Source organism: Candidatus Omnitrophota bacterium (genome assembly GCA_018830005.1).
Lineage (GTDB): Bacteria > Omnitrophota > Gorgyraeia > JAHJTE01 > JAHJTE01 > JAHJTE01.
Genome location: JAHJTE010000001.1, coordinates 59,664 through 81,472 on the forward strand (window position 1 = coordinate 59,664; position 21,809 = coordinate 81,472).

26 protein-coding genes and 2 tRNA genes are annotated in these 21,809 nt (G+C 39.9%); all 28 read left to right on the forward strand.

Going from position 1 to position 21,809, the window contains the following annotated elements:
* Positions 1-25 precede the first annotated feature (25 nt).
* The 28 genes from KJ593_00355 to KJ593_00490 all read left to right on the forward strand — a co-directional run bounded on the left by KJ593_00355 (position 26) and on the right by KJ593_00490 (position 21,668).
* Entirely contained in the window at positions 26-628 is a 603-nt protein-coding gene (locus KJ593_00355; protein MBU2540333.1) for a hypothetical protein, read from the forward strand.
* The gene (locus KJ593_00360; protein MBU2540334.1) at positions 625-1,158 is read left to right on the forward strand and encodes a DUF2764 domain-containing protein; all 534 of its coding nucleotides are present in this window, start codon (positions 625-627) and stop codon (positions 1,156-1,158) included. Before KJ593_00355 ends, KJ593_00360 begins: the two co-directional genes overlap by 4 nt.
* Positions 1,158-2,903 carry a V-type ATP synthase subunit A gene (locus KJ593_00365; protein ID MBU2540335.1) on the forward strand — a complete coding sequence of 582 codons (1,746 nt, stop codon included), beginning with the start codon at positions 1,158-1,160 and terminating at the stop codon, positions 2,901-2,903. The genes KJ593_00360 and KJ593_00365 overlap by 1 nt, the downstream gene beginning before the upstream one ends.
* Positions 2,896-4,191 (forward strand): V-type ATP synthase subunit B, encoded by a 1,296-nt coding sequence (locus tag KJ593_00370; GenBank protein ID MBU2540336.1) that lies wholly within the window; start codon positions 2,896-2,898, stop codon positions 4,189-4,191. The genes KJ593_00365 and KJ593_00370 overlap by 8 nt, the downstream gene beginning before the upstream one ends.
* 1 nt (position 4,192) lies before the next feature.
* Positions 4,193-4,810 carry a V-type ATP synthase subunit D gene (locus tag KJ593_00375; protein MBU2540337.1) on the forward strand — a complete coding sequence of 206 codons (618 nt, stop codon included), beginning with the start codon at positions 4,193-4,195 and terminating at the stop codon, positions 4,808-4,810.
* Between the two features lie 8 nt (positions 4,811-4,818).
* Positions 4,819-6,561: a hypothetical protein gene (locus tag KJ593_00380; protein ID MBU2540338.1), complete on the forward strand. Its 1,743-nt coding sequence runs from the start codon at positions 4,819-4,821 to the stop codon at positions 6,559-6,561.
* A gap of 2 nt (positions 6,562-6,563) precedes the next feature.
* Positions 6,564-7,013: a V-type ATP synthase subunit K gene (locus KJ593_00385; protein MBU2540339.1), complete on the forward strand. Its 450-nt coding sequence runs from the start codon at positions 6,564-6,566 to the stop codon at positions 7,011-7,013.
* Between the two features lie 22 nt (positions 7,014-7,035).
* Positions 7,036-7,377, forward strand: coding sequence for a histidine triad nucleotide-binding protein (locus KJ593_00390; protein MBU2540340.1), 342 nt, complete (start codon positions 7,036-7,038; stop codon positions 7,375-7,377).
* Between the two features lie 48 nt (positions 7,378-7,425).
* Entirely contained in the window at positions 7,426-7,488 is a 63-nt protein-coding gene (locus KJ593_00395) for a hypothetical protein (protein MBU2540341.1), read from the forward strand.
* On the forward strand, positions 7,485-8,279 hold the full coding sequence (locus tag KJ593_00400) for an alpha/beta hydrolase (protein ID MBU2540342.1): 795 nt from the start codon (positions 7,485-7,487) through the stop codon (positions 8,277-8,279). The genes KJ593_00395 and KJ593_00400 overlap by 4 nt, the downstream gene beginning before the upstream one ends.
* An 11-nt stretch (positions 8,280-8,290) precedes the next feature.
* Entirely contained in the window at positions 8,291-8,833 is a 543-nt protein-coding gene (locus tag KJ593_00405) for a VanZ family protein (protein ID MBU2540343.1), read from the forward strand.
* A gap of 61 nt (positions 8,834-8,894) precedes the next feature.
* Complete coding sequence (locus tag KJ593_00410) at positions 8,895-9,824, forward strand: DUF2156 domain-containing protein (GenBank protein ID MBU2540344.1); 930 nt, start codon at positions 8,895-8,897, stop codon at positions 9,822-9,824.
* Between the two features lie 67 nt (positions 9,825-9,891).
* Positions 9,892-10,350 (forward strand): YbhB/YbcL family Raf kinase inhibitor-like protein, encoded by a 459-nt coding sequence (locus KJ593_00415; protein MBU2540345.1) that lies wholly within the window; start codon positions 9,892-9,894, stop codon positions 10,348-10,350.
* 12 nt (positions 10,351-10,362) lie between these two features.
* Positions 10,363-11,154, forward strand: coding sequence for an ABC transporter permease (locus tag KJ593_00420; GenBank protein ID MBU2540346.1), 792 nt, complete (start codon positions 10,363-10,365; stop codon positions 11,152-11,154).
* 3 nt (positions 11,155-11,157) lie between these two features.
* A complete protein-coding gene (locus KJ593_00425) occupies positions 11,158-11,499 on the forward strand; it encodes a hypothetical protein (GenBank protein ID MBU2540347.1) in 342 nt (113 codons plus the stop codon).
* Positions 11,486-12,214 (forward strand): ATP-binding cassette domain-containing protein, encoded by a 729-nt coding sequence (locus tag KJ593_00430; GenBank protein MBU2540348.1) that lies wholly within the window; start codon positions 11,486-11,488, stop codon positions 12,212-12,214. The genes KJ593_00425 and KJ593_00430 overlap by 14 nt, the downstream gene beginning before the upstream one ends.
* Before the next feature lie 25 nt (positions 12,215-12,239).
* Positions 12,240-12,854: an MCE family protein gene (locus KJ593_00435; protein MBU2540349.1), complete on the forward strand. Its 615-nt coding sequence runs from the start codon at positions 12,240-12,242 to the stop codon at positions 12,852-12,854.
* 50 nt (positions 12,855-12,904) lie between these two features.
* Positions 12,905-12,978 (forward strand) — tRNA-Val (locus KJ593_00440).
* A gap of 23 nt (positions 12,979-13,001) precedes the next feature.
* Positions 13,002-13,080, forward strand: a tRNA-Asp gene (locus KJ593_00445).
* Positions 13,081-13,175: 95 nt separating this feature from the next.
* Positions 13,176-13,562 (forward strand): hypothetical protein, encoded by a 387-nt coding sequence (locus KJ593_00450; GenBank protein MBU2540350.1) that lies wholly within the window; start codon positions 13,176-13,178, stop codon positions 13,560-13,562.
* Positions 13,559-14,110 (forward strand): prepilin-type N-terminal cleavage/methylation domain-containing protein, encoded by a 552-nt coding sequence (locus KJ593_00455; protein MBU2540351.1) that lies wholly within the window; start codon positions 13,559-13,561, stop codon positions 14,108-14,110. Before KJ593_00450 ends, KJ593_00455 begins: the two co-directional genes overlap by 4 nt.
* Positions 14,111-14,121: 11 nt before the next feature.
* Positions 14,122-15,696, forward strand: a complete 1,575-nt coding sequence (locus KJ593_00460) for a type II secretion system GspH family protein (protein MBU2540352.1) — start codon at positions 14,122-14,124, stop codon at positions 15,694-15,696.
* Positions 15,697-15,757: 61 nt separating this feature from the next.
* Positions 15,758-16,078, forward strand: coding sequence for a hypothetical protein (locus tag KJ593_00465; GenBank protein MBU2540353.1), 321 nt, complete (start codon positions 15,758-15,760; stop codon positions 16,076-16,078).
* Positions 16,079-16,080: 2 nt separating this feature from the next.
* On the forward strand, positions 16,081-16,500 hold the full coding sequence (locus KJ593_00470) for a secondary thiamine-phosphate synthase enzyme YjbQ (protein ID MBU2540354.1): 420 nt from the start codon (positions 16,081-16,083) through the stop codon (positions 16,498-16,500).
* Between the two features lie 21 nt (positions 16,501-16,521).
* Entirely contained in the window at positions 16,522-17,343 is an 822-nt protein-coding gene (locus KJ593_00475) for a WYL domain-containing protein (protein MBU2540355.1), read from the forward strand.
* The gene (locus tag KJ593_00480; protein MBU2540356.1) at positions 17,288-20,197 is read left to right on the forward strand and encodes a BamA/TamA family outer membrane protein; all 2,910 of its coding nucleotides are present in this window, start codon (positions 17,288-17,290) and stop codon (positions 20,195-20,197) included. Before KJ593_00475 ends, KJ593_00480 begins: the two co-directional genes overlap by 56 nt.
* A gap of 48 nt (positions 20,198-20,245) precedes the next feature.
* Complete coding sequence (locus KJ593_00485; protein MBU2540357.1) at positions 20,246-21,355, forward strand: M20 family metallopeptidase; 1,110 nt, start codon at positions 20,246-20,248, stop codon at positions 21,353-21,355.
* Between the two features lie 55 nt (positions 21,356-21,410).
* The gene (locus KJ593_00490) at positions 21,411-21,668 is read left to right on the forward strand and encodes a hypothetical protein (GenBank protein ID MBU2540358.1); all 258 of its coding nucleotides are present in this window, start codon (positions 21,411-21,413) and stop codon (positions 21,666-21,668) included.
* Positions 21,669-21,809 lie beyond the last annotated feature (141 nt).

Below are 21,809 nucleotides of genomic sequence, written 5' to 3' on the forward strand. Positions count from 1 at the left end.
TAAGTCTTAGGAGGAAGGTATAGACATGACAGAAAAACTAAAAGACCTTCTTGAGAAGATTAACGAAGAAGGCGTAAAACAGGCAGAGGAGGCGGCACGCAGAATAGAATCAAAGGCTGAGGATGATGCTGAAAAGATTCTTAGAGATGCTAAGTCGCAGGCAGAAGCAATTATAGATGATGCCAGGAGTCATGCACGCAAGGTCAAAGAGGCAGGTGAGTTGGCCCTGAAGCAATCCGGCAGAAATCTAATGCTTTCTCTTAAAGAAGAAATCAGGAGTCTTTTGAATAAGATTATTGGCGCAGAGACTGCCAAGATAATGTCAGCAGTTGATCTTGAGGCCATTTTAGAGAAATTAATAATAAATTTTGCCAAGGAGAAAGGCGAGACCTCTGATATAAAGGTGCTCTTAAAACAAGAAGATCTCGCAAAACTTAAAAAGACTTTTATTCTAAGGTTAAAGGAGAGGTTGAAAGAGCCGATAGAGTTTAGGCCAGCAGCCAATATTAATACTGGTTTTTCCATAAGCTTTGACAAAGGCAAGTCGTTTTTTGACTTTACAGATGAAGGTTTGGCCGAGGCAATACGTAACTATCTTAATCCAGAACTTGCAAGGATTTTCAAATGAGACAATATTATTATTTAATAGCAAGCCTGCCCCTTTTAGAATTCGCTATGAAGCCGCCTTTGAAATATAGTGATTTCCTAAAGTGCTCCAGAGAGCAGTTAAGTGCTCATGATATGGATATTATTCAAAGGACCAAGATTACGCCAGCGCAAGATGTAGATGAGTCACAAGCAACATTAAGAGAGTGGCAGATATTCGATATTACTTTAAGAAATGAGATAGTCAAATTTAGGGCCAGCCGAAAATTAAAAGACCCTGCTAAATATATACGCGCCCCGGGATATTCGGATCCCTTTATTGCTTCTTTTGCGCACTGGGTTACTAGCCAGGATTCTCCTATGGAGGCAGAACTTAGCCTGGACCGTGAAAGATGGCAAAGGTTGGAAGAATTAGCAAAGGCTCATTATTTTGATATTGATTATTTAATTACATATGCCTTGCAATTACAGATCTTAGAGCGTTGGCAAATGATAAATTCACAACCAGCAATAGTAGCATTAGAGGCATTACTGGAGAAAGAGATAATATAATGGGTAAAAGGCAAGGCAAGATTGTAGGCATAACCGGGAACATGGTAGTTGCAGAATTTGATGACTATGTTGTGCAAAACGAAGTCGCTTTTATTCTGCACGGGAAAGAGCGCCTAAAATCAGAGGTAATACGCGTAAAGGGCAATAAAGCAGAACTTCAGGTCTACGAAGATACCAAAGGCCTAAAGGCTGGAGAAAGAGTCGAATTTAGCGATGAGCTTCTTTCAGTTGAACTAGGACCGGGTCTTTTGGGACAGATTTTTGATGGACTCCAGAATCCCCTGCCGCAGCTTGCCCAAAAGTGTGGGTTTTTCTTAAAGCGCGGCGTATATTTAGAGGCATTGCCAGATGAAAATAAGTGGGAGTTTCATCCTGTTGCAAAGCGAGGCGATAAACTAAAATCAGGTGATAAACTTGGTTTTGTGAAGGAAGGCATGATTGAGCATTGGATTATGGTTCCCTTTGCATTAAGCGGCCAATTACAAGTAGAGACTATTGTCAGCAAAGGCAAATTTAATTTAAAGCAGGCAATCGCAAAGCTTAAAGATGAAAGCGGCAAGATACATGAGGCTACTATGCAGCAGATCTGGCCGGTTAAGATACCAATAACAGCTTATGCTGAGAAATTAAAACCCCAGACGCCTTTGGTTACAAATATTAGAATAGTTGATACATTGATGCCAGTGTCTTTAGGAGGCACTTATTGTATTCCGGGTCCTTTTGGTTCAGGAAAGACCGTACTGCAGCAGTTGATTAGTAAGCATGCAGAGGTTGATATTGTGGTTATAGCTGCTTGCGGAGAAAGGGCGGGTGAGGTTGTTGAAACGTTGAGGACATTCCCAGAGTTAAAAGACCCCCGCACCAATAGGCCGCTGATGGAGCGCACGGTTATTATCTGTAATACCAGCTCCATGCCGGTTTCTGCTAGAGAGTCTAGCGTCTATACCGCAGTTACGATCGCAGAATACTATAGACAAATGGGCCTTAAGGTATTGTTGTTAGCTGATTCTACTTCACGCTGGGCACAGGCAATGCGCGAGATGTCAGGTCGCCTGGAAGAGATTCCAGGAGAAGAGGCATTTCCTGCTTATCTTGAGACAAGGATCGCTTCTTTTTATGAACGGGCAGGACTGGTAAGACTGCATGATGGCAGCCTTGGCTCTGTAACAATAGGCGGTACAGTTAGCCCTGCAGGCGGGAACTTCGAAGAGCCAGTTACTCAGGCAACACTAAAGGTGGTAGGTGCATTCCACGGACTTTCACGCGATCGCTCAAATGCAAGAAAATACCCAGCAATAGATCCCTTAGAGAGCTGGAGTAAATACAAGAGTTTTATCGACGATAAAGAGAGACAAAAAGCCCAGGCCATCTTAAGAAGGGGCCATGAGGTAAATCAGATGATGAAGGTTGTGGGAGAAGAAGGCACTTCGCTTCTTGATTTTATTACTTATTTAAAAGGAGAATTCCTTGATTCGGTTTATTTGCAGCAGAATGCCTTTGATGAAGTGGATGCCGCTACAATTGCCGAAAGGCAAAAACACACATTCCATACAATTTATAAAATCTTAGAGAGAGATTTCCAGCTTGGGGATAAAGATACTGCTAGAAGTTTCTTCCAGAATCTAAGCCAGAAATTTATAGAATGGAACTCCATTGAATGGAAAACAGATGCATTTTCTGCAAAAGAAAAAGAAATAGAGAAGTTAATAAGCGAAAAGGAAAAGGCAGGATCCGCCAATGCATAAAATATATAATCGCATAACGCAGATAGCAGGTAACGTTGTAACCGTTGAAGCAAGGGATATAGGCTACAAAGACCTGGCTGAGATATCTTCCAAGAACGCTAAATCCTTAGCCCAGGTAATTAGGATAGATGGAGAGCGCATCTATTTACAGGTTTTTGCTGGAAGCCGGGGTGTTTCAACTGGTGATCGAGTAAGATTTCTAGGTCATGCGATGAGGGTCTCCTTTAGTGAGAATCTCCTAGGCAGAATCTTTACCGGCGCAGGCCTACCTCGAGATAATGGCCCGGCATTAAGTGAGAATATGATAGAGATTGGCGGCCCGCCTGTAAATCCGGCAAAAAGGATTATTCCGCGGCGTATGGTGCGTACAGGCATACCCATGATCGATGTGTTTAATAGCCTGGTGGAATCTCAGAAGCTACCTATTTTCTCTGTGCCGGGAGAGCCTTATAATGAGGTCTTGGTGCGGATTGCAATGCAGGCAGAGGTAGATTTGATAATCTTAGGCGGTATGGGTCTAAAATATGATGATTATCTTTTCTTCCGGGACACATTGAATGCGCACGGTTCATTATCACGTTCAATATTTTTTGTGCACACTGCATCAGATCCTACTGTAGAGTGCCTCCTAGTTCCAGATATAAGTTTAGCCGTTGCTGAGCAGTTTGCACTTAGCGGCAAACGCGTCTTAGTGCTCCTTAGTGATATGACAAATTTTGCCGATGCCTTAAAGGAAATATCTATTACCATGGAGCAGATTCCTTCAAACAGGGGCTATCCGGGTGATTTATACAGCCAGCTGGCCTCACGCTATGAAAAGGCTGTTGATTTTGATACTGCCGGCTCTATTACTATTCTAGCGGTTACTACAATGCCGGGAGATGATGTTACCCATCCCATACCTGATAATACTGGATATATAACGGAAGGACAGTTCTACTTAAGAAACAAGTCTATTGAGCCTTTTGGTTCTTTGAGTCGGCTTAAACAGCTAGTAAATGGCAAGACAAGAAAAGATCACAGGACTGTTATGGACAGGATGATTCAGTTTTTTGCTGATTATCGCTCAACATTAGAAAAACAGGCCATGGGATTTCAGATGAGCCAATGGGATAAGAAACTCCTGCGTTATGGAAAGAGCTTCCAGGAGAAAATGATGAATCTTTCTGTAAATATATCACTTGAAGAGGCCTTGGATTTAGGTTGGCAGATTATGGCAGAGGCCTTTCAGCCTTTTGAGACGGGTATAAAGTCAGAACTTATCGAGGAATTCTGGCCCAAGAAATAATATGGCAAAGATTAAATTTACAAAAGGTGAACTAAAAAGACAACGTGATAGCTTGAAGCAGTTTGAGCATTATCTTCCGATTCTGCAGCTAAAAAAGCAACAGCTACAGATCGAGATTCAACACGTGCATGAAAGATTGGATTTGAAATTAAATGAGATAAGTAGTTCAAAGGCTGCGATAAGTATCTGGGCAGGATTATTGAATGAAGGCCAGAAGGATATAGTTGCTTGGATAACCCCCAAAGAGATTATTACCAAAAAGTTCAATATCGCAGGTGTTGATATACCTTTGTTTGTACGCGTGAATTTTGCAGATAGTGAATATGATTTATTTCTAACACCATTATGGGTAGATATCGCTATTGAGAAAATCAGGCAGCTTGTAGTTTTATATGAGCAAGAGAAGATATTTCGTTCTCAACTAGAGATCCTGGAGCATGAATTAAGACTGACAGCCCAGAGGGTTAATTTGTTCGAAAAGGTAAAGATACCTGAGGCAAGAGAGAACGTGCGTATTATAAAGATTTATTTGGGCGATCAGCAGACAAACGCGGTTGGCCGCTCAAAGATTGCCAAGAAAAAAACTGAGAGCTTAGTTTTAGAGGAAGCCGTCTTATGATCGTAGGAATGAAGAAGATAACAGTTTTGGTGCAGACAAAAGATGTCGAGCCTACGCTTAAGGTCTTGGCAGGAGCAGGCGTCTTGCATATAGAGCATCAGAGAGCGCCTCGAAGCGAAAGCGTTTCAAGGCTAGAAGAAAATCTTAAATCATTATCAAAGGCAATAGAGACCTTGCCTGTTGTTCAGGTTCAAGAAAACACAGTCCCTGATTACAACCAGGCCTCTGAGGGAATCCTTGCCCTGCTTGAGGCAAGAGAGGTCATTAGAGAGGATCTAAAGAAGATAAAAAAGAATATAGATCTCTGGAGGGAATGGGGAGATTTTCCGCCAAAACTTATAGAGGAGTTGAAGGATAGCGATATCCGGATATATCTAGCTAAATTAAATAAGAAGCAGCTCTCCCAGGTGCCGCAAGAAGTAGTCTTAGAGGAAATTTTTAAAAAAGGAAACATATTTTATTGTGCACTTATATCAAAAAATAAAACAACCTTGCCTTTTGAGACTCTTTCCTTGCCAAATGAAGGCTTAAACGAGATGATCCTTAAGCTAGAAAGGGCAGAAAGTGAAATAGCCCAGATAGAGAAAAGATTATTTGAGTTTGCAAAATATAAAAACGCACTTTCCTCTTACAGGCAAAGACTCAAATCCTTACTTGAATTTCACGGCGTACGCGCAGGCATGGGTAGTTTTGCAAGACTTGCCTACCTAAAAGGTTATTGCCCTGACTATAGCGTTAAGACATTAGAGCAATTAGCAGAAAGAGAAAAATGGGGCCTACTTATTGAAGAGCCGGATAAATTGGATAATGTTCCTACCTTGATAAAGAACCCGCGCTGGATTCAAATAATAGAACCAGTTTTTAATATGATAAAGACCATACCCGGCTACAGGGAATTAGATATAAGTTTCTGGTTTTTGTTGTTCTTTTCAGTATTTTTCGGGATATTAATAGGCGATGCTGGATACGGATTAGTATTTTTGCTTATTAATTTAGTTTGTCATATAAAGTTTAAAGACTCGCGCTTGGATAAGTCTGTATTTTTCCTTATGTATGTTTTAAGCTCTTCTGCCATAATCTGGGGAGTGTTATCCGCTACATTTTTTGGCAAGGCATATCTTCCTGCAGGAGTCGGACCGCTGCTTCCTTTTTTAAAAGAACATTCCAATGTCCAGGCCCTGTGTTTTTTTATAGGCGCCCTGCATTTAAGTATTGCACATTTTTGGAGACTCCTGCGTAAGTTACCAGGATTAAATGCCGCCTCTGAGGCTGGCTGGATAGCAGTGCTCTGGGCAGCGTACTTTTTGGCAAGGCTGTTAATTCTAGGGGCTAGTTTTCCTGTCTTTGCTAAATGGCTGTTTGGCACAGGAACCGCATTAATAATTTTATTTTCAAGTCCAAGGAAAAATATCCTCAAAGGTATTGGCTTCGGAATTGGAGATTTTCTTCTTCATGTTATAAATAGTTTTACAGATGTTGTATCATACATTAGATTATTTGCAGTAGGAGTCGCAACTGTTGCAGTTGCAGATGCCTTCAATCAGATGGCCTCTTCCATAGGATATAATAATCTATTGATGGGATTTCTGACAGCGCTGATTCTCTTATTCGGACATACCTTAAATATTCTTTTGGGTGCAATGGCAATTTTGGTTCATGGCGTTAGATTGAATGTCTTGGAATTTTCCAGCCACTTAAATATGGAATGGTCAGGTACAGAATACGCACCGTTTAAAATCAGGGAGGAATAAAAATGGATACAAGCTTATTAGTACAGTTTAAGGATTTAGGTGTTGCAGCATCACTTGCGTTTGCAGCAATGGGCTCTGCCTTAGGTTCTGGTGCAGCGGGTATGGCTGCGGTTGGTTCTTGGAAAAAATGTTTTGCCCAGAACAAAAATGCACCCTTTATCCTTACTGTCTTCGTAGGAGCGCCGCTTTCTCAGACAATTTACGGCATGATAGTGATGAATGCGCTCCTAGAGTTAGCAAGCAAAGGCCAATTTATGTGGGCAGCAGGAATTCTGGGTGGCATGGCAATGGGGCTGTCTGCCTGGATGCAGGGCAAGGCTGGCGCAGCTGCCTCTGATGCAATGGCAGAGACAGGCAAGGGCTTTGGTAATTACCTTATGGTTCTGGGTATAATTGAGACAGTAGCGCTGTTTGTGATGGTGTTTATTCTCATGGCAGCAGGCAAGATGTAAAATCATAAGAAACAGGAAAATTATGACTGATTCTTTTAAGGATTGCATATTCTGCAAAATTATTAAAAAGGAAATTCCGGCAAAGATTGTTTTTGAAAACGATACAGTCCTAGCCTTTCCGGATATCAACCCTAAGGCAAAAACGCATATCTTAATAATTCCCAAAGAACATCGAAAAGGATTGTCTGCGCTGGAAGAGAATGATATTTCATTATCCGGCAGGCTAATGGTTGCAGTCGCTGATGTGGCCAAAAAGATCAAGCTGGATAGCTACCGGGTGATTATTAATGTTGGTCCGGATGCTGGTCAGACGATTTTTCATTTACATCTGCACCTTATGTCACCTGATGGTGGTATGGTCTAGGATTTCTTATCTCTCTATAGCCGCAATCTAAAAAAGGTATCTCGCTTTATTAAGGTAGGAGAAATGACAGCGAGAAGGGACTTGAAATTGCTAGAAGAGAGTAAATTATGAAGATATTTGTTTTTATCGTAAGCTTTATTCTTTTCTTGGTTTTCTACACAAGATATATAGAGAAAAGAAGTATATTTTTTCCCTTTAAAGAGATAGAGGTTACGCCGCAGGATATAGGCCTAGGCTTTGAAGAGGTAAATTTAAAAACCCCAGACGGAGAAAATATTCATGGCTGGTATGTGCCAGCTGGAGCCAATAAAAAGGTTTTGCTTTTTTTGCATGGCAATGGCGGCAACATCAGCCACAGACTAGAAAAAATAGCAATCTTTAATGAAATCGGCATAACCACATTCATTATTGACTATCGGGGATACGGAAGAAGCACTGGCAGGCCAACTGAAGACGGAATATATCTAGATGCCCACACAGCCTATAACTATCTTGTTAAAGAGAAAGGCATAACCGCTGATGAGATTATAGTCTTTGGAGAATCCTTAGGGGCTCAAGCGGCGATTGATTTGGCAGGCAAAGAAAGAATAGCTGCGCTTATTATAGAAGCAGCGTTTACATCTGCTAAGGATATGGCGCGTGCTATCTACCCGTTCTTACCTACAATTTTTTTGTCTGTGCGTTTTGATTCGGCGGCTAAGATTCCTAATATAGATTGCCATAAACTGATAATTCACAGTCGTAATGACGAAATCGTTCCTTTTAAATTAGGTAAAAAATTATATGAGAAAGCTCGCCAGCCCAAAGAATTCTTAGAGATTATCGGAGCGCACAACAACGCAGTCTTTGATTCAAAAGAATTATTTGCAGCAAGAGTTAAAGAATTTATAAATAAATTATAGCAAGACTAGATATGGGATTGATTATCAGAGAGCCCTATGTCCTTATCAGACGCTGGCGTTTATTTTTTGCCTATGTCGCTTTTATTTACATAAGCCTGCCCTTTGCCCCTGGCATCTGGGAAAGGCTTATAGCCAATTTCGGCAATAGGGTAGAATCATCTCTTTTTGTTATAGTTGTTCTCGCTGGCACCCTTATAATCTTTAAATTTTTATCGTTAAGAAGACAGCAAACATTAGTTGGGATATTGATTATTTGTGTTGTTTTTTCTCTTTTTTTAGTTATCTTGCGCAGTCTCAAACTTCCCGCAGAAAGAATTCATTTATTTGAATATGTAATATTACCGCTGTTCATCTACCGCTCTCTCAAGAAAGAGCAGAAGATAAGCACTATATATGTCAAGATTTTTGTAATTGGCTTTATCGCTGGATTCATTGATGAGGTAATTCAGTATATGCTTCCTAATCGAGTTTTTGATGTGAAGGATATACTTTTGAATGGCAACGGTGTATTATTGGGTCAAGGTCTCCTATATTGCTTTAAGCATTTGTCTTGATACCTAACAAATAGGATTTTCTGATACTAGCATTAGTGCTATAATACATACACAGGAAGATATGGTTGAGGTTCAGGCAAATAAAGGAACGATAAAAGATAGGCTTTCTAGTCTGTCTACTTTTCCTGATGAGCGAGGAATCAAGTTAGAAGATAAACAGACCTTTGATGCGCTTTTTAGGCAATTGCAGCCTGAGATTTCCGAATTTAGTTTTACTAATCTTTTTTGCTGGCAAGAGGCATACTCACTTGCCATATCAAGATTAGACGACTTTTTAATCATCTCTTCAAAGCAAGACGATGACGTGTTGTTTTTTGCGCCTCTTGGCAATGGCGATTTAAAAGGGATAGTTAGAGTTTGTCTAAAGCAGGTTCCGGGTGCTAGGGTTTTTCGTGTTCCTGCCTCTCTTGCCTTGCTCTTTTCCAATGAGGCAGGTTTTAAAATAAAAGAAGACCGCGATAATTATGATTATATTTACCGCAGGGTTGATTTGGTCGAGCTCAAGGGCAAAAAGTATGATGCAAAAAGAAATTTCATCAGGCGCTTTATTAACACATACAAGCCTGTTTTGAGGAAGATGTCAGAGGCTGACATAGAAAATTGCCTCAAGTTTCAAGAAGAGTGGTGCGATTATAGGTCTTGTGGCAACGATGCTGGCTTGATGAGAGAAAAAGAAGCAATTAGAGAAATGCTTTCTAATTTTGAGGCACTTCAACTCTCCGGGGTTGTTATTGAAATCAACGCAAAATTAGAGGCATTTAGTTTGGGTGAAAAACTCAATGATACTACATTCGTCGTGCACGCAGAAAAAGGCAATGGGAAATTCGTTGGTATATATCAGGCAATTAATAATTTTTTTGCCTCTAGTATCCCTGAGAGTTTTTCCTTTATAAATCGCGAGCAAGATTTAGGCCTGATGAATTTAAGAAAAGCAAAGACTTCATATCAACCGCATACTTTCATTAAAAAGTTTATTGTTTCAAAGAGCTAAAAAATTTATGTTGCAAAAAATATTATTGAATTTAGGAATTATTTTCTTAATCCTAGGAGGTGCAGCTATGGCCTTAGAGATAGAGAGCCCCGCATTCAAAGCAGGAGAATTTATACCAAAAAAATATACATGCGAGGCAGATGATATCTCTCCTCCTCTTTTTTGGAAAGATGCTCCAGAAGGAACAAAAAGCTTTATCTTAATTAATGATGATCCGGATGCGCCTGGTGGAGATTGGGTGCACTGGTTAGTTTATAATATACCGGTCCAAGTAAACCGTCTAGAAGAGAATATGCAAAAAATGCACTTTATGGCTAATGCGATGCAAGGGCTTACAAGTTTTGGCAGTGTCGGCTATGGCGGGCCGTGTCCTCCACCGGGCAAGCCACACCGTTATTTCTTTAAGCTTTACGCCTTGGATACTGTTTTAGGTTTAAAGCCAGGTGCAAACAAGAAATCATTGCTTAAAGCAATGCAAGGACATATTTTGGCAGAGGCAGAATTAGTTGGTTTATACAAAAGATAGAGGCAATAATTTATGGATAAAATTATAAAAGTTCTTGAGAAGATAGGTAGTTATGTTATTCATGCCCTCCAACTTGCCGGCGCAATAATTTGTTTTCTTATTGATGTCTTTGCTACTGTTTTTCGAAGGGGCCTGCGGCCTCGTCAGATAGCTGACCAGATATATGAACTAGGCGTGAGTGCATTCTGGATTGTAAGTATTGCCTCTTTGGCTACGGGAATGGTGTTGGCTGTTCAGTCTGCCGTAGTTTTAGTGCGCTTTGCGGCAACAGAATATATCGCCAAATTGGTTGCCCTATCTTTAGTTAGAGAGTTAGGTCCGGTATTGACAAGTCTCATTTTTATCGGCAAATCCGGGGCAAAGGTTTCTGCTGAGATTGGGGCGATGAATGTCAACGAACAGATTTTAGCCACGCGTGCCTTGGGGATTGACCCCATTGATTTTTTTGGTATCAGCAGAATTTTAGCTTGTATAATAGTGTTGCCACTTCTTGTCTTTTGGTGTGAGATTTTGGGAATCTTGGGAGGAATGCTTATAACGGTTTTACAAGAAGGTGTAAGCTGTTTTTCTTATATAAATCAGACATTCGATTCTATACGCATTGTTGATTTTGTCGGCGGTATGGTTAAAACGCTATTTTTCTCCCTAATTATCGGGATAATCTGCTGTTATAAAGGGTTTCGAACAAGGGGTGGTTCCATTGGAGTTGGCAAATATACAACTGAGGCTGTAGCGCTTTCAAGCATCTTGGTTATAGTTTCTAATTTCTTATTGACAAAAATAATTATTAATTTCTGGGGGTAGGAGATGACTAATAGAATATTTATTCTTATAGGCCTAATGCTTCTTGTGATTATTTTTACAGGTTGCGCTTCTGGTTCTTGGGCTAGGATAAGAGGAGACTATGCAATAAAAGAGGCTGATTGGATTAGAGAGGGAAGCCCTATAATCTATGAGAGTAAGAGTTTGTATCCTACTGAACACGTTGAGAACCATCTGGATAGGGAAATGGAATATGTAGGAGAATTCCAGCAGGTTCCTTTTTACGTAGAGCTGCGCCAGATAAAACCTTACAATCGGCTTTATACAAAATTTAACTATCATAAATACAGATTGTTTCTCTTAAAAGAAAAAAATGATAGAGATTAAAAACCTAACAAAGAGTTTTGACGGATATTTAGTCTTAGATAATATAAGTTTGAAGGTAGATACAGGAGGATTCTTTACGCTTATGGGCGGAAGCGGTCAGGGTAAGTCTGTATTTTTACAACATATTATTGGCTTGCTTAAACCCGATTCCGGCACAATCTTTATTGATAGCCAGGATGTTACAGGATTAAGTGAGAATGAACTTTTAGCCTTGCGGAGTGATGCTGGCTATCTTTTTCAGGAAGGAGCGCTTTTTGATTATCTGAATATTTTTGATAATCTTGCTTTGCCGATAAGGGAACATACTAAAAAAGAAGAAGGCGAGATTCTTAAGATGGTTGAGGCGGCGTTAAGTGAGGTAGAGTTAGAAGGTATAGCTGAGAAATTTCCTGTTCAAATCAGCGTTGGTATGAGAAAGAGAGTCGCTTTAGCCAGGGCAATCATATTAAGGCCGAAAATATTATTATGCGATGAACCTACAGCTGGGCTTGATCCAGCAACAGGCTATTCGATTTCTCGCTTGATTTTGAAATTATGCCATGAATTAAATACTACAACCATTGTCGTAACCCACGATTGTCTGAATTTTTTTGATATAAGTGGTAGCATCGCTATTATCCATGCGGGTAAGATCTTAGCTGTTGGCAATCAGGAAGAGATTAAGAGTAGTCAAGACCCAATAGTAAGAAAATTTATTCCCCAGCTTATTCATTAGTCACTGGTAAAATCGGAGGCTGATTATGAAATCAAGGACAAATAAAGAAATTATTGCCGGAGCATTTTTTGTTGTTAGTATATTTTTTATTATTATTGTTATCTTTTCATTAGGGGCAAAGGTAGGCATCGGAGAATCCAAATTTTACCAATATGTACTCTTTAATGACATCGGAGGGCTAAAGATAGGTGCACCAGTGAGAATTTCAGGTGTAACAGTAGGCTCTGTTGTTGATATAGAGTTTATTAGGCCTGTCCAATCCGGACAGCGGGTCAGGGTTACCTTAAGCGTACTTTCCAAATACAAAAAGGAACTGGACGAACACTCCTTATACACAGTTAAGACCGAAGGATTGCTAGGAGATAAATTAATAGACATCCAGAAGAACCCTACTGCCATGCCAGTGCAACTATCAAAGAAAGGATATGTTATAGGTCAGGATGCAATTGATTTATATAATCTGGCCGATGATTTTAGTGAGACAACAGAATATTTTAATTACCTATCTACAAAGATGGCAGGCCTTGTAGATGATTTGCAAATATTTACTCGTTTATCTGCCAGAACCGTAGAGCGGGTGGAAGATAAGGTCATTGAAGGTGGTCTTTTTAGTTTGTTCACCAAGAGTGGCGAGAAATAGTTGATAATAATTGACTTAAAACCCGTTATTCTTTATAATGCTAATTCCTGGGGCGGTTAGTTCAGTTGGTTAGAACGCCTGATTTACATTCAGGAGGTCACAGGTTCAAGTCCTGTATCGCCCACGTATTTTAGGATGGTTTAAACGGGGGGTGTAGCGTAGTATGGTTTAACGCGTCAGATTGTCGATCTGAAGACCGAGGGTTCAAATCCCTTCACCCCCGCCAAGAAAATTAACTTGCGGTTGCTAGCAATAATCATAAAATAGAATAGATGTATTTAAAATAACTCTGCAGTATTTAGCAGAGTCGAGGAAGGTAGTATGAAAGGATTAACGCTTGTAGAGCTAATGATTGTTTCTCTTATTTTAGTAGTTGCCATAGTGGCCTTATTGGTTGTTTTTATTAATGCCCTAAATCAAATTGCTCTTACAAAGGAAATAAATATTGCTACGGATGATCTTACGGATGTATTAGAGCGGATTAAGACTACTGCCTTTGTAGATCTTACTACTCAATTCCCTGATGGAGCAGTTATTAATTCTACCCTTATAGGAGGTTTTCTTCTGCAGGATGAGGCCATTGTTGTGCGTTACCCTCAAGGCACCAACGTTGATCCTTTAGAGATAGAAGTTGAGTTGACTTGGACGAGTAAAGATAGTAGAGCGCGATCTCAAATCTTCAAGACGCTGAGGACGCAGATGCTATGAATAAAACCGGCGTAACGCTAATTGAGATTTTAGTTGTTACTGTCATTATTGTGATACTAGTCGGTATATTAAGCTTTTCTCTCATTCAGGCGCGCTCTGTGTTTCAATCAGGCGATATCTTGGTTTCTCTTCAGTCTGACGCACGCCTCGGTATTAATCATATGCTCACCGATTTAAGAAGGACGGCGTACACGCAGATGACAATCTTGCAAAACACGCCCTCTGCTGGTATAGATTCAATTACATATCACTTACCTCTTGATGGCGATTCTGATGGGCTCCCAGATATAGTCGCAGACGCATTGGTATGGGATACTACGGATATAACAATTAGCTTAGATACTGCCACTTCCTCTTTGATCAAGACCGTGAACTCCAATGAGACTGTCTTAGCTAATAATGTTAAAGATATAAATTTCTTCGACCACAATCTTGATGCGACATTATATTTGGATGAATTAAAGGTCATAATGGAATTAGAAAAGACAAGTAGCGAAGGCAGGACGCACAATTTTATCTCCACCAGTATAATAAATATGCGCAATTAAGGCAGGCTAAAATGGCGACCCTTATCCTTAAACAGATGAATAGAAAAGGCATTGTTTTAATTACATCTTATATGGTTATAGTTGTCTTGTTAATTCTAGCGGCAACAATAGTGCAACGTGCCTTGAGTGAATTTAATTTAGCCCGGAGAAATAAAATTACTACAGAAGGCCTTTATCTTGCTGAAGGGGCAATAGAGGAGGCTGCCTATACACTCGCTTACAATGTAGCAAATTACCTGCCTGTACCTGATACGTTCACTGATACTGTGAGTCTGTCTTCGGATTTTAATCTGAGTTATAGCTGGACAGCCTTAGATGTAGATCACACTGTTGCGGATTCCTTAGGCATAATTACTATTATTCGACACTACCAAATAATTGCTGTGGCTACCGATATCAATTATGGAATTTCAAGCATTGTCAACCAAATTGTTGCCCGTAAAAAAACATACACATTTCAGCATGCAGTATTTTATAATTATGATTTGGAGATGCTGCCAGGTCCGGACATGACTCTGTCTGGAAAAGTACATTCAAACGAAGATATCTACATTGGTACACATAATACGTTCACCATTGATTCGGAGTATCTCTACAGCGCCGGCAATATTTACAATGGACGCAAAGATAGCGCATTGAGCATGGATGGCGGTGTGAGCATTAAGAAAAGCGGCACAAGTGATTACTACTTTATGAAAGAAGCAGGAGACATAGATCCTTTGGATTCTGATCGTAGTGACTGGACAGATGAATCTCAGAATCGTTGGAACGGAACAGTAAAAAGCGGCGTTCATGGAGTGACCTCTTTAGCCGCTCCTGAAGTCGGCTCTATAGAACCTGATAGTTACTATGCAGATAATGCTGACTTGAAGATAGTAAATACTAATGCCTATGATTCATCAGGCACTCCTGTTGTCTTGCCAGCTGGGACAATCAGCGAAAGTAATTTTTATAATCAACGTGAAGCAACCTGGGTTACAGTAACTAATATCGATATGAATTTGCTTAATAGCTCAGGATTTTTTCCTTCCAATGGCCTTCTTTATATTACTCGAACTGATGCTAGCAGTTCCTCTCCAAATGGAGCCCGTCTTAATAACGCTAGCGAGCTTAATTCAGACTTAACCGTTGTTTCTAATGACCCGGTGTATGTTCAAGGTGATTATAATAATACCAATAAGAAACCAGCTGCAGTAATCTGTGATTCTTTGAATCTTTTATCTAATAACTGGGACGATGCCAATAGCAGTTTTAACTTAAGCAGCAGAGTTGCCACGAATACTACTATGAACGCGGCCTTTATTGCCGGGATTGATGAGACGAGCGTCGGCAATTATAATGGCGGCCTAGAAAATTATCCCAGACTTCTTGAGACGTGGAGCAATAAGACGCTAAGTATTCGAGGTTCATTCGTCGGGCTATGGAACAGTCAGATTGCTCAAGGTGCCTGGCAATATGGCAGCCCCCAGTATGAAGCCCCCAGAAGAGATTGGGATTACGACACAGACTTTAATGACAGCACAAAGCTTCCGCCTTTTACGCCCTTTGCTGTTGAGACAGAAAGGGTTGCTTGGTGGAAAGGTTAAGTATAACCCGCCCTTCCAAAGTACTAATCGCTAATAACCAATTACTAAATGGAGAGTTCCTATGGTAAGTTTTAATGATTTCAAGAAATTAGAATTGAAAATTGCCAAGATCGTCGATGCCTCAGATCATCCTGACGCAGATAAGTTGTATGTCTTAAAGGTTAATTTAGGAGATAAAGAGAAGCAGCTTGTTGCTGGCATACGCAACTTTTACAAAACTGAGGAGTTAATCGGAAGACAAATCGTAGTTGTAGATAATCTTGAAGCAGCAACAATAAGAGGCGTAAAATCAGAGGGAATGCTTCTTGCGGCCAGAGATGCTGAAGGCATCAGCTTACTTATGCCAGAAAGAGAAATGCAACTGGGAAGTAGTGTGATGTGAAGATGAAAGTAGAAACCAAATTTTTAAAACTTAAAACATCCGGCAACACAGATATAATTGATATTACAAGCGAGATACAGCACTTTCTTTCAGAAAGTGGCCTAGAAGAGGGCACAGTTACTGTCAGCGCTATTGGTTCTACGGCTTCGGTGACAACCTGTGAGTTTGAACCAGGATTAGTAAAGGACCTTAAGGCATTATTCGAGGAGTTGATACCTGCCAATCGTCATTATTGCCACGATGAGGCCTGGCATGATGGTAATGGTCATTCGCATCTGCGTGCAAGCTTAGTAGGCCCGAGTAAGACATTCATCTTTTCAGACGGCAAGCTCTGTCTAGGCACATGGCAGCAGATTATCTTTATTGATTTTGATGCAAGGCCACGTCAGAGAAAGATTGTCTTTCAGTTTAGCGGTAGGTGAGTTTTTTATAAGAGAAATTCAATGAATGATTTAAAGGATAAGGAATTAGTAATCTTTGATTTAGAAACAACTGGTTTGAATCCTCAAGAAGGAGATCGTATCTGCGAAATCGCAGGCATAAAGTATAAAGATGATAGTGTGATTGACACCTTCCATTCTTTGATTGATCCTCAAAGGCCGATATCCCCTGCTGCCTATGCGATAAACCGTATTGATAAGGAGATGTTAAAGGATGCTCCTAAAAATATTGATGTCTTGCCGCATTTTGCAAAGTTTATCTCAGGGACATATCTGGCTGCCTACAATATAAGGTTTGATTTGAATTTTCTGACAAATGAATTGAAGACCATGGGCAAGACTATTGGAGAGGATATTTTGTTTTTTGATATTCTTGCTCTTGCCCGGCGTACTTTATTACAGCTACCAAGCTATTCTTTAGCTAATGTTGCAAATAGTCTTGATCTGAAGTATCTCAAGCTTCACCGCGCCCTGAATGATGTCCGTTTGAGCTGGAATGTCTTAAGCTCACTGCTTGATATATTAAAAGGAAGAGGTATTAAGAATTTTTCCGAAGTCTATACGCTTTGCGGATTTAATCCGGATTTATTGAGCCAGGCCAACGAGCAAAAGATCGCATTCATCTTAAGGGCGATTGATTTTCGTTTTAATCTCGCCATTCGCTATTTTTCCAAATCCTCAGCACAGGTCACTGAAAGAAATATTACCCCTAAAGAGATTTATGAAGAACATGGTAAGAAATATCTAATAGGATATTGCCATCTGCGCAATGATGAGAGAAATTTTGCTATTGATTCCATACTTCATTTGGACGTTAAGACCTAACTCGGTATTTCTTGAGCATATATTATTGAAAATGAAGATAGATATCCGCCATTCTCTTAAAATCCTTATAATAACACTTATTTATTTTACGCTAGGTCTTTTTGTCCTTCATCCAGCAAGGGCAGATGGCTATCCGCATTATGATATACAAGCACGCCTTGATATAGAAAAGCACTCTATTTCTGCGCATGAAGTGGTTACATTTACAAATAACTACGAAAAAGGAATAACGGAGCTTTATTTTCACATTTATCCTAACAAAAAATTTAACAAAAAAGAAAAAGAATTTATTTATCAGTTTGCGGGATATTTTAAGGCCAATCTTTTTCCCGATGGTTTTCAGGAAAGCGTTTTAAATATCCATAATATAGTGCTAAATCAAAGGAGATTAGATTTTTCTATAGAAGATCCAGATGCGACAATCCTGAGAGTAAAATTACCCTTTAGCCTTAAAAAGGGTGAAAGCGTAAAGCTGGAAATAGATTTTGACGTTACTATCCCGCATGCCTATGGCAGATTCGGCTGGCATAAAGATATAATCTCTTTACACCGTTGGTATCCTCTGCTTTCGGTGTTGGATGATGAAGGCTGGCATAATTATCCATTTTATCTTTTCCACCAGCCCTATTTTTCAGACGCAAGCACATATAAGATTGATCTAACCTTACCTCAAGATTTAGTTATTGTCCACAGCGGCGTATTGACATCTAGAAAGACACTCGATGGCGGCCTTAAGGAAATCAGCTTAGAGACGCAAAGACCAACAAGAGATTTTTCACTTGCCTTAAGCCCAAGCTATAAAGTAATTACGAAAAGATGCGGCAATATTCTGGTTAAATCCTTTTATCTTCAAGGTGATGAGTTTTATGCTGAGCAAGCTGCAAATTTTGCCTGCGATTCTATAAATTATTACTCAAAACATTACGGAGAATATCCTTACAGCGAATTTAGCATTGCACCTGTATATCTTGCTTGTGGAGGACATGAGACTTCAAATATGATTTTTATCGACACGCGTGTCTATAGATTGCCGAAGTTTCTTATAAGATATTTTGACTTTTTGATTTCGCATGAGACTGGCCACCAATGGTGGTTTAATGTAGTCGGCTCTGATGAGTATCGCCAGACCTGGCTTGATGAGGGCCTGAATTCTTATTGTTTACTTTCTTATTTGGAGTCAAAATATGGCGATAAGGCAGAGGTGCTTGAGTTGCCGAGATTCCTTGACTGGCTTATACCTAATTTTACTTTTAGGGATTCCTCGATTTTCAGATATATTTATATGGCAAAAAATGGTATTGCCAGACCAATCTTGGGCACTTTGTCCAGCTTCAAAGAACCCTCAAGCATTTTTGCTTTAGCCTATGGCAAGGGTGCTCAAGTTTTTTCTATGCTCAGATACCTTTTAGGCGATGAGGCATTTTCGCGTGTACTGTCCAGATACTACAGTGAATTTAAGTTCAAAAATGCAAGCGTAGAGGACTTTAAAAAGATTGCACAAGATTTCACTGATAAGGATCTAGATGTATTTTTCAAGCAATGGCTAGAGACAGACAATGTTTGCGACTATGCAATTGCTAAGGTAGAAGGAAATCGGCTTATAATTGAAGATAAAGGAGCAATCTCCATGCCGCTTGAAGTTAAGGTAGGGTTGGAGAATAATAGAATAATCAGAAGAAAATTAGAGTTTAAAGATAAGAGAGAAGAGATAATATTTGATGCGGATATTAAGTCAGTACAGCTTGATCCTGAGAATCGCATCTTAGAAATAGACAAGACAAATAATAGCTACCCTACTAAAGTAAAGGCAAAATTTGTTCCTTTGTATTTCTTTGCCTATGAGATCCCATTGTTTTTAGATAGAGGTGCCCTTAATATAATAACTGGCCCTTCTTTAGCATCCAATGGCCTAGGTCTAAAGTCCTCCTTGCAGAAACCCGATGATCTTGTGTTTTCGGTTTCTGGTAATTTCAATTTTGATGACGAGAGCCTAAATACGGGGGTCGATATCATAAAGGAACATATAGCTGGCAGGCAACGAAGTCTAGGATTTAGCTTTTTTAATGAGGATTATCACGACGATGATGTAGAAGATTTACGCGGCGGAAAGATATTTTTGCGGCAGCAACTGTGGCCTGCAGCCTATGGTATGATTGATAATAACGACCACTTGACTTTATATTTACTTCGCAACCAACAATGGAAAGGCTCGCCTGGTTCCGCTGAGAGGATAGATAATCTGTATTATCGTAAATATGAAGAGGCTATATTTGGTAGCACGATTCATATTGCTCGGCGTGGTCCCTATCCTGATTTCTCGCGCGGATTTTCTTTTGATAGCACTGTTGAATCAGCAGGGCATTTTTTAGGTGGCGAGGAATCATTTTGGCGCCTATTGCAGGAATTCGCGGTTTACAAACCTATAAACAAAAAAGATGTGATTGCAGCGCGGATTAAATTCGGCTGGGGAGGCTCAGCTGATAAAAGACTGTTTCAGTTAGGTGGATTTGATGGCCTGAGAGGATATCAGAATAAGAGCATTGAAGGAAGTCGATGTCTTCTCTTGAGTCTTGAATACCGCTTATTTATAATCGAGGATTTAGGTATTGCTTTGTTCGATAATATTATTAATATAGATGATATTCAACTTGTCAGCTTCTTTGATGTTGGTAAGGCCTGGAGTGGTAATTATCGCAGCAAGGATTTTAAGAAGGATGCAGGGCTTGGTTTGCGTTTTCATGTGGATATCGCATCACTTTTTGAGCGTTTAATTTTGCGTTTGGACGTGGCAGAGGCAATTAATGACCCTGATCAGGACAGACGCGTTTGGCTGGGTATAAGCCATACATTCTAAAAGTAGTCATTGCGCTTAGCAGATGGTAAGCTTTCAGAGTAAGAGAATATGATAAATAAGAATCGCCTTATTAAATTAACAAAGGATTTGATATCCATAAATTCTGAGAATCCTCCGGGTCAGGAGGCGAAGGTTGCGCAATATGTCAAGGAATTGATGCTTAGGATGAAGGGCCCGATTGTCAGGACCTATGCCTTTTCAAAAGGAAGGCCAAATGTAATTGGGATATTGAAAGGAAAAGGCTCTAAAGGCTCCCTCCTATTGAGCCCGCATATGGATACAGTGCCTGCTGGCAAAAATTGGAAACGCGATCCCTTCAAGCCGAAGATTTCAGAAGGCAGGCTTTTTGGCAGGGGTGCGACTGATTGTAAAGGAAATTTGGCAGTATCACTTGAGATTATGCAAAGTTTATCAGAAGAAAAAATAGTTTTAAACAGAGACGTAATTATCGCTGCTACGGTTGATGAAGAGACCGGAAGCCATGAAGGAATGATTAAGTTGCTGGAGAGGAAGATCTTAAAACCTCACTTTGCCATGATTTTAGATAGTGATGATTTTAAAGTAATTATTGCCCAGAAAGGACTTATTCATTTTAAGGTGAAGATATTTGGCAAAAAGGCCCATGGCGCTTATCCCGACAGAGGCGTAAATGCTATCGAGATAGCCTCTAGGGTAATAGGCGATTTAGGCAATTTAAACTTTCATTTCAGGCGTCATGCTTATCTTAAGGCCCCCACTATAAATATTGGAAAGATTTCAGGCGGAGAAAAAGTAAATATAGTTGCTGATTATTGTGAATTTGAGGTTGATTTAAGATTTTTGCCAGGAATGAATCCAGCCCAGATCTTAAAACAGATAAAGAAAATTATAAGTTCCAGAATAAAGAAATTTTCTCTGCATGTAGATTCCCTACAAGTGCCTTATGAAATTTCTAAAAGGCATACCTTCATAAGGGGCATCCTCGAATCTGATAAGAGATTCACTTTAAGCGGAAGTGAAGGAGCGACCGTTATAACATTTTTTAAGAGACATAAGATACCAGCTGTTGCAACCGGATTTGGTTCTGGCGGCTGTGCACATATAGCTGACGAATATGTTAAAGTTAGTAATCTATATCGAGGCGCTCTGGCATTGGAGAAGTTTATTAAAGAGTTTTGATGAGGGAACAATTTAGGCAGTGCATGGGGGAGCTAAATTGTAGGAGGTGAGAGATATGACAGAAAATACACAACAGGAACAGCTACCAATTGGTGCTCCGCTAGCTGTGGTCAAATCTAAGACTATCTCCAAAAAGGCAGGTTGGTGGCAGGCAGTAGTTTTAGTAGATGGCTGGGGTAGAAAGATGATAAATATTTATTTATGGCAGAAGAAAAAAGAGGGCTGGAAGAGAAAGCAGAAATTTAGTATTCACAATACTAAGAGGTGGGAAGAGATAGCCGAGGCCGTAAATGAATTCTTGCCAGAGCTCTGAATATTAAGTCTTTCTACTGTTTGGTTGACGCGGGTTTTGTTTTGTGCTAATGTAGGCTCAAAGACATAAGGATGATCCGAGATTTCCTCTTATCTGTAATCAGATGCAGCGTTAAATTAATCTCTATAATCATATTTGAAT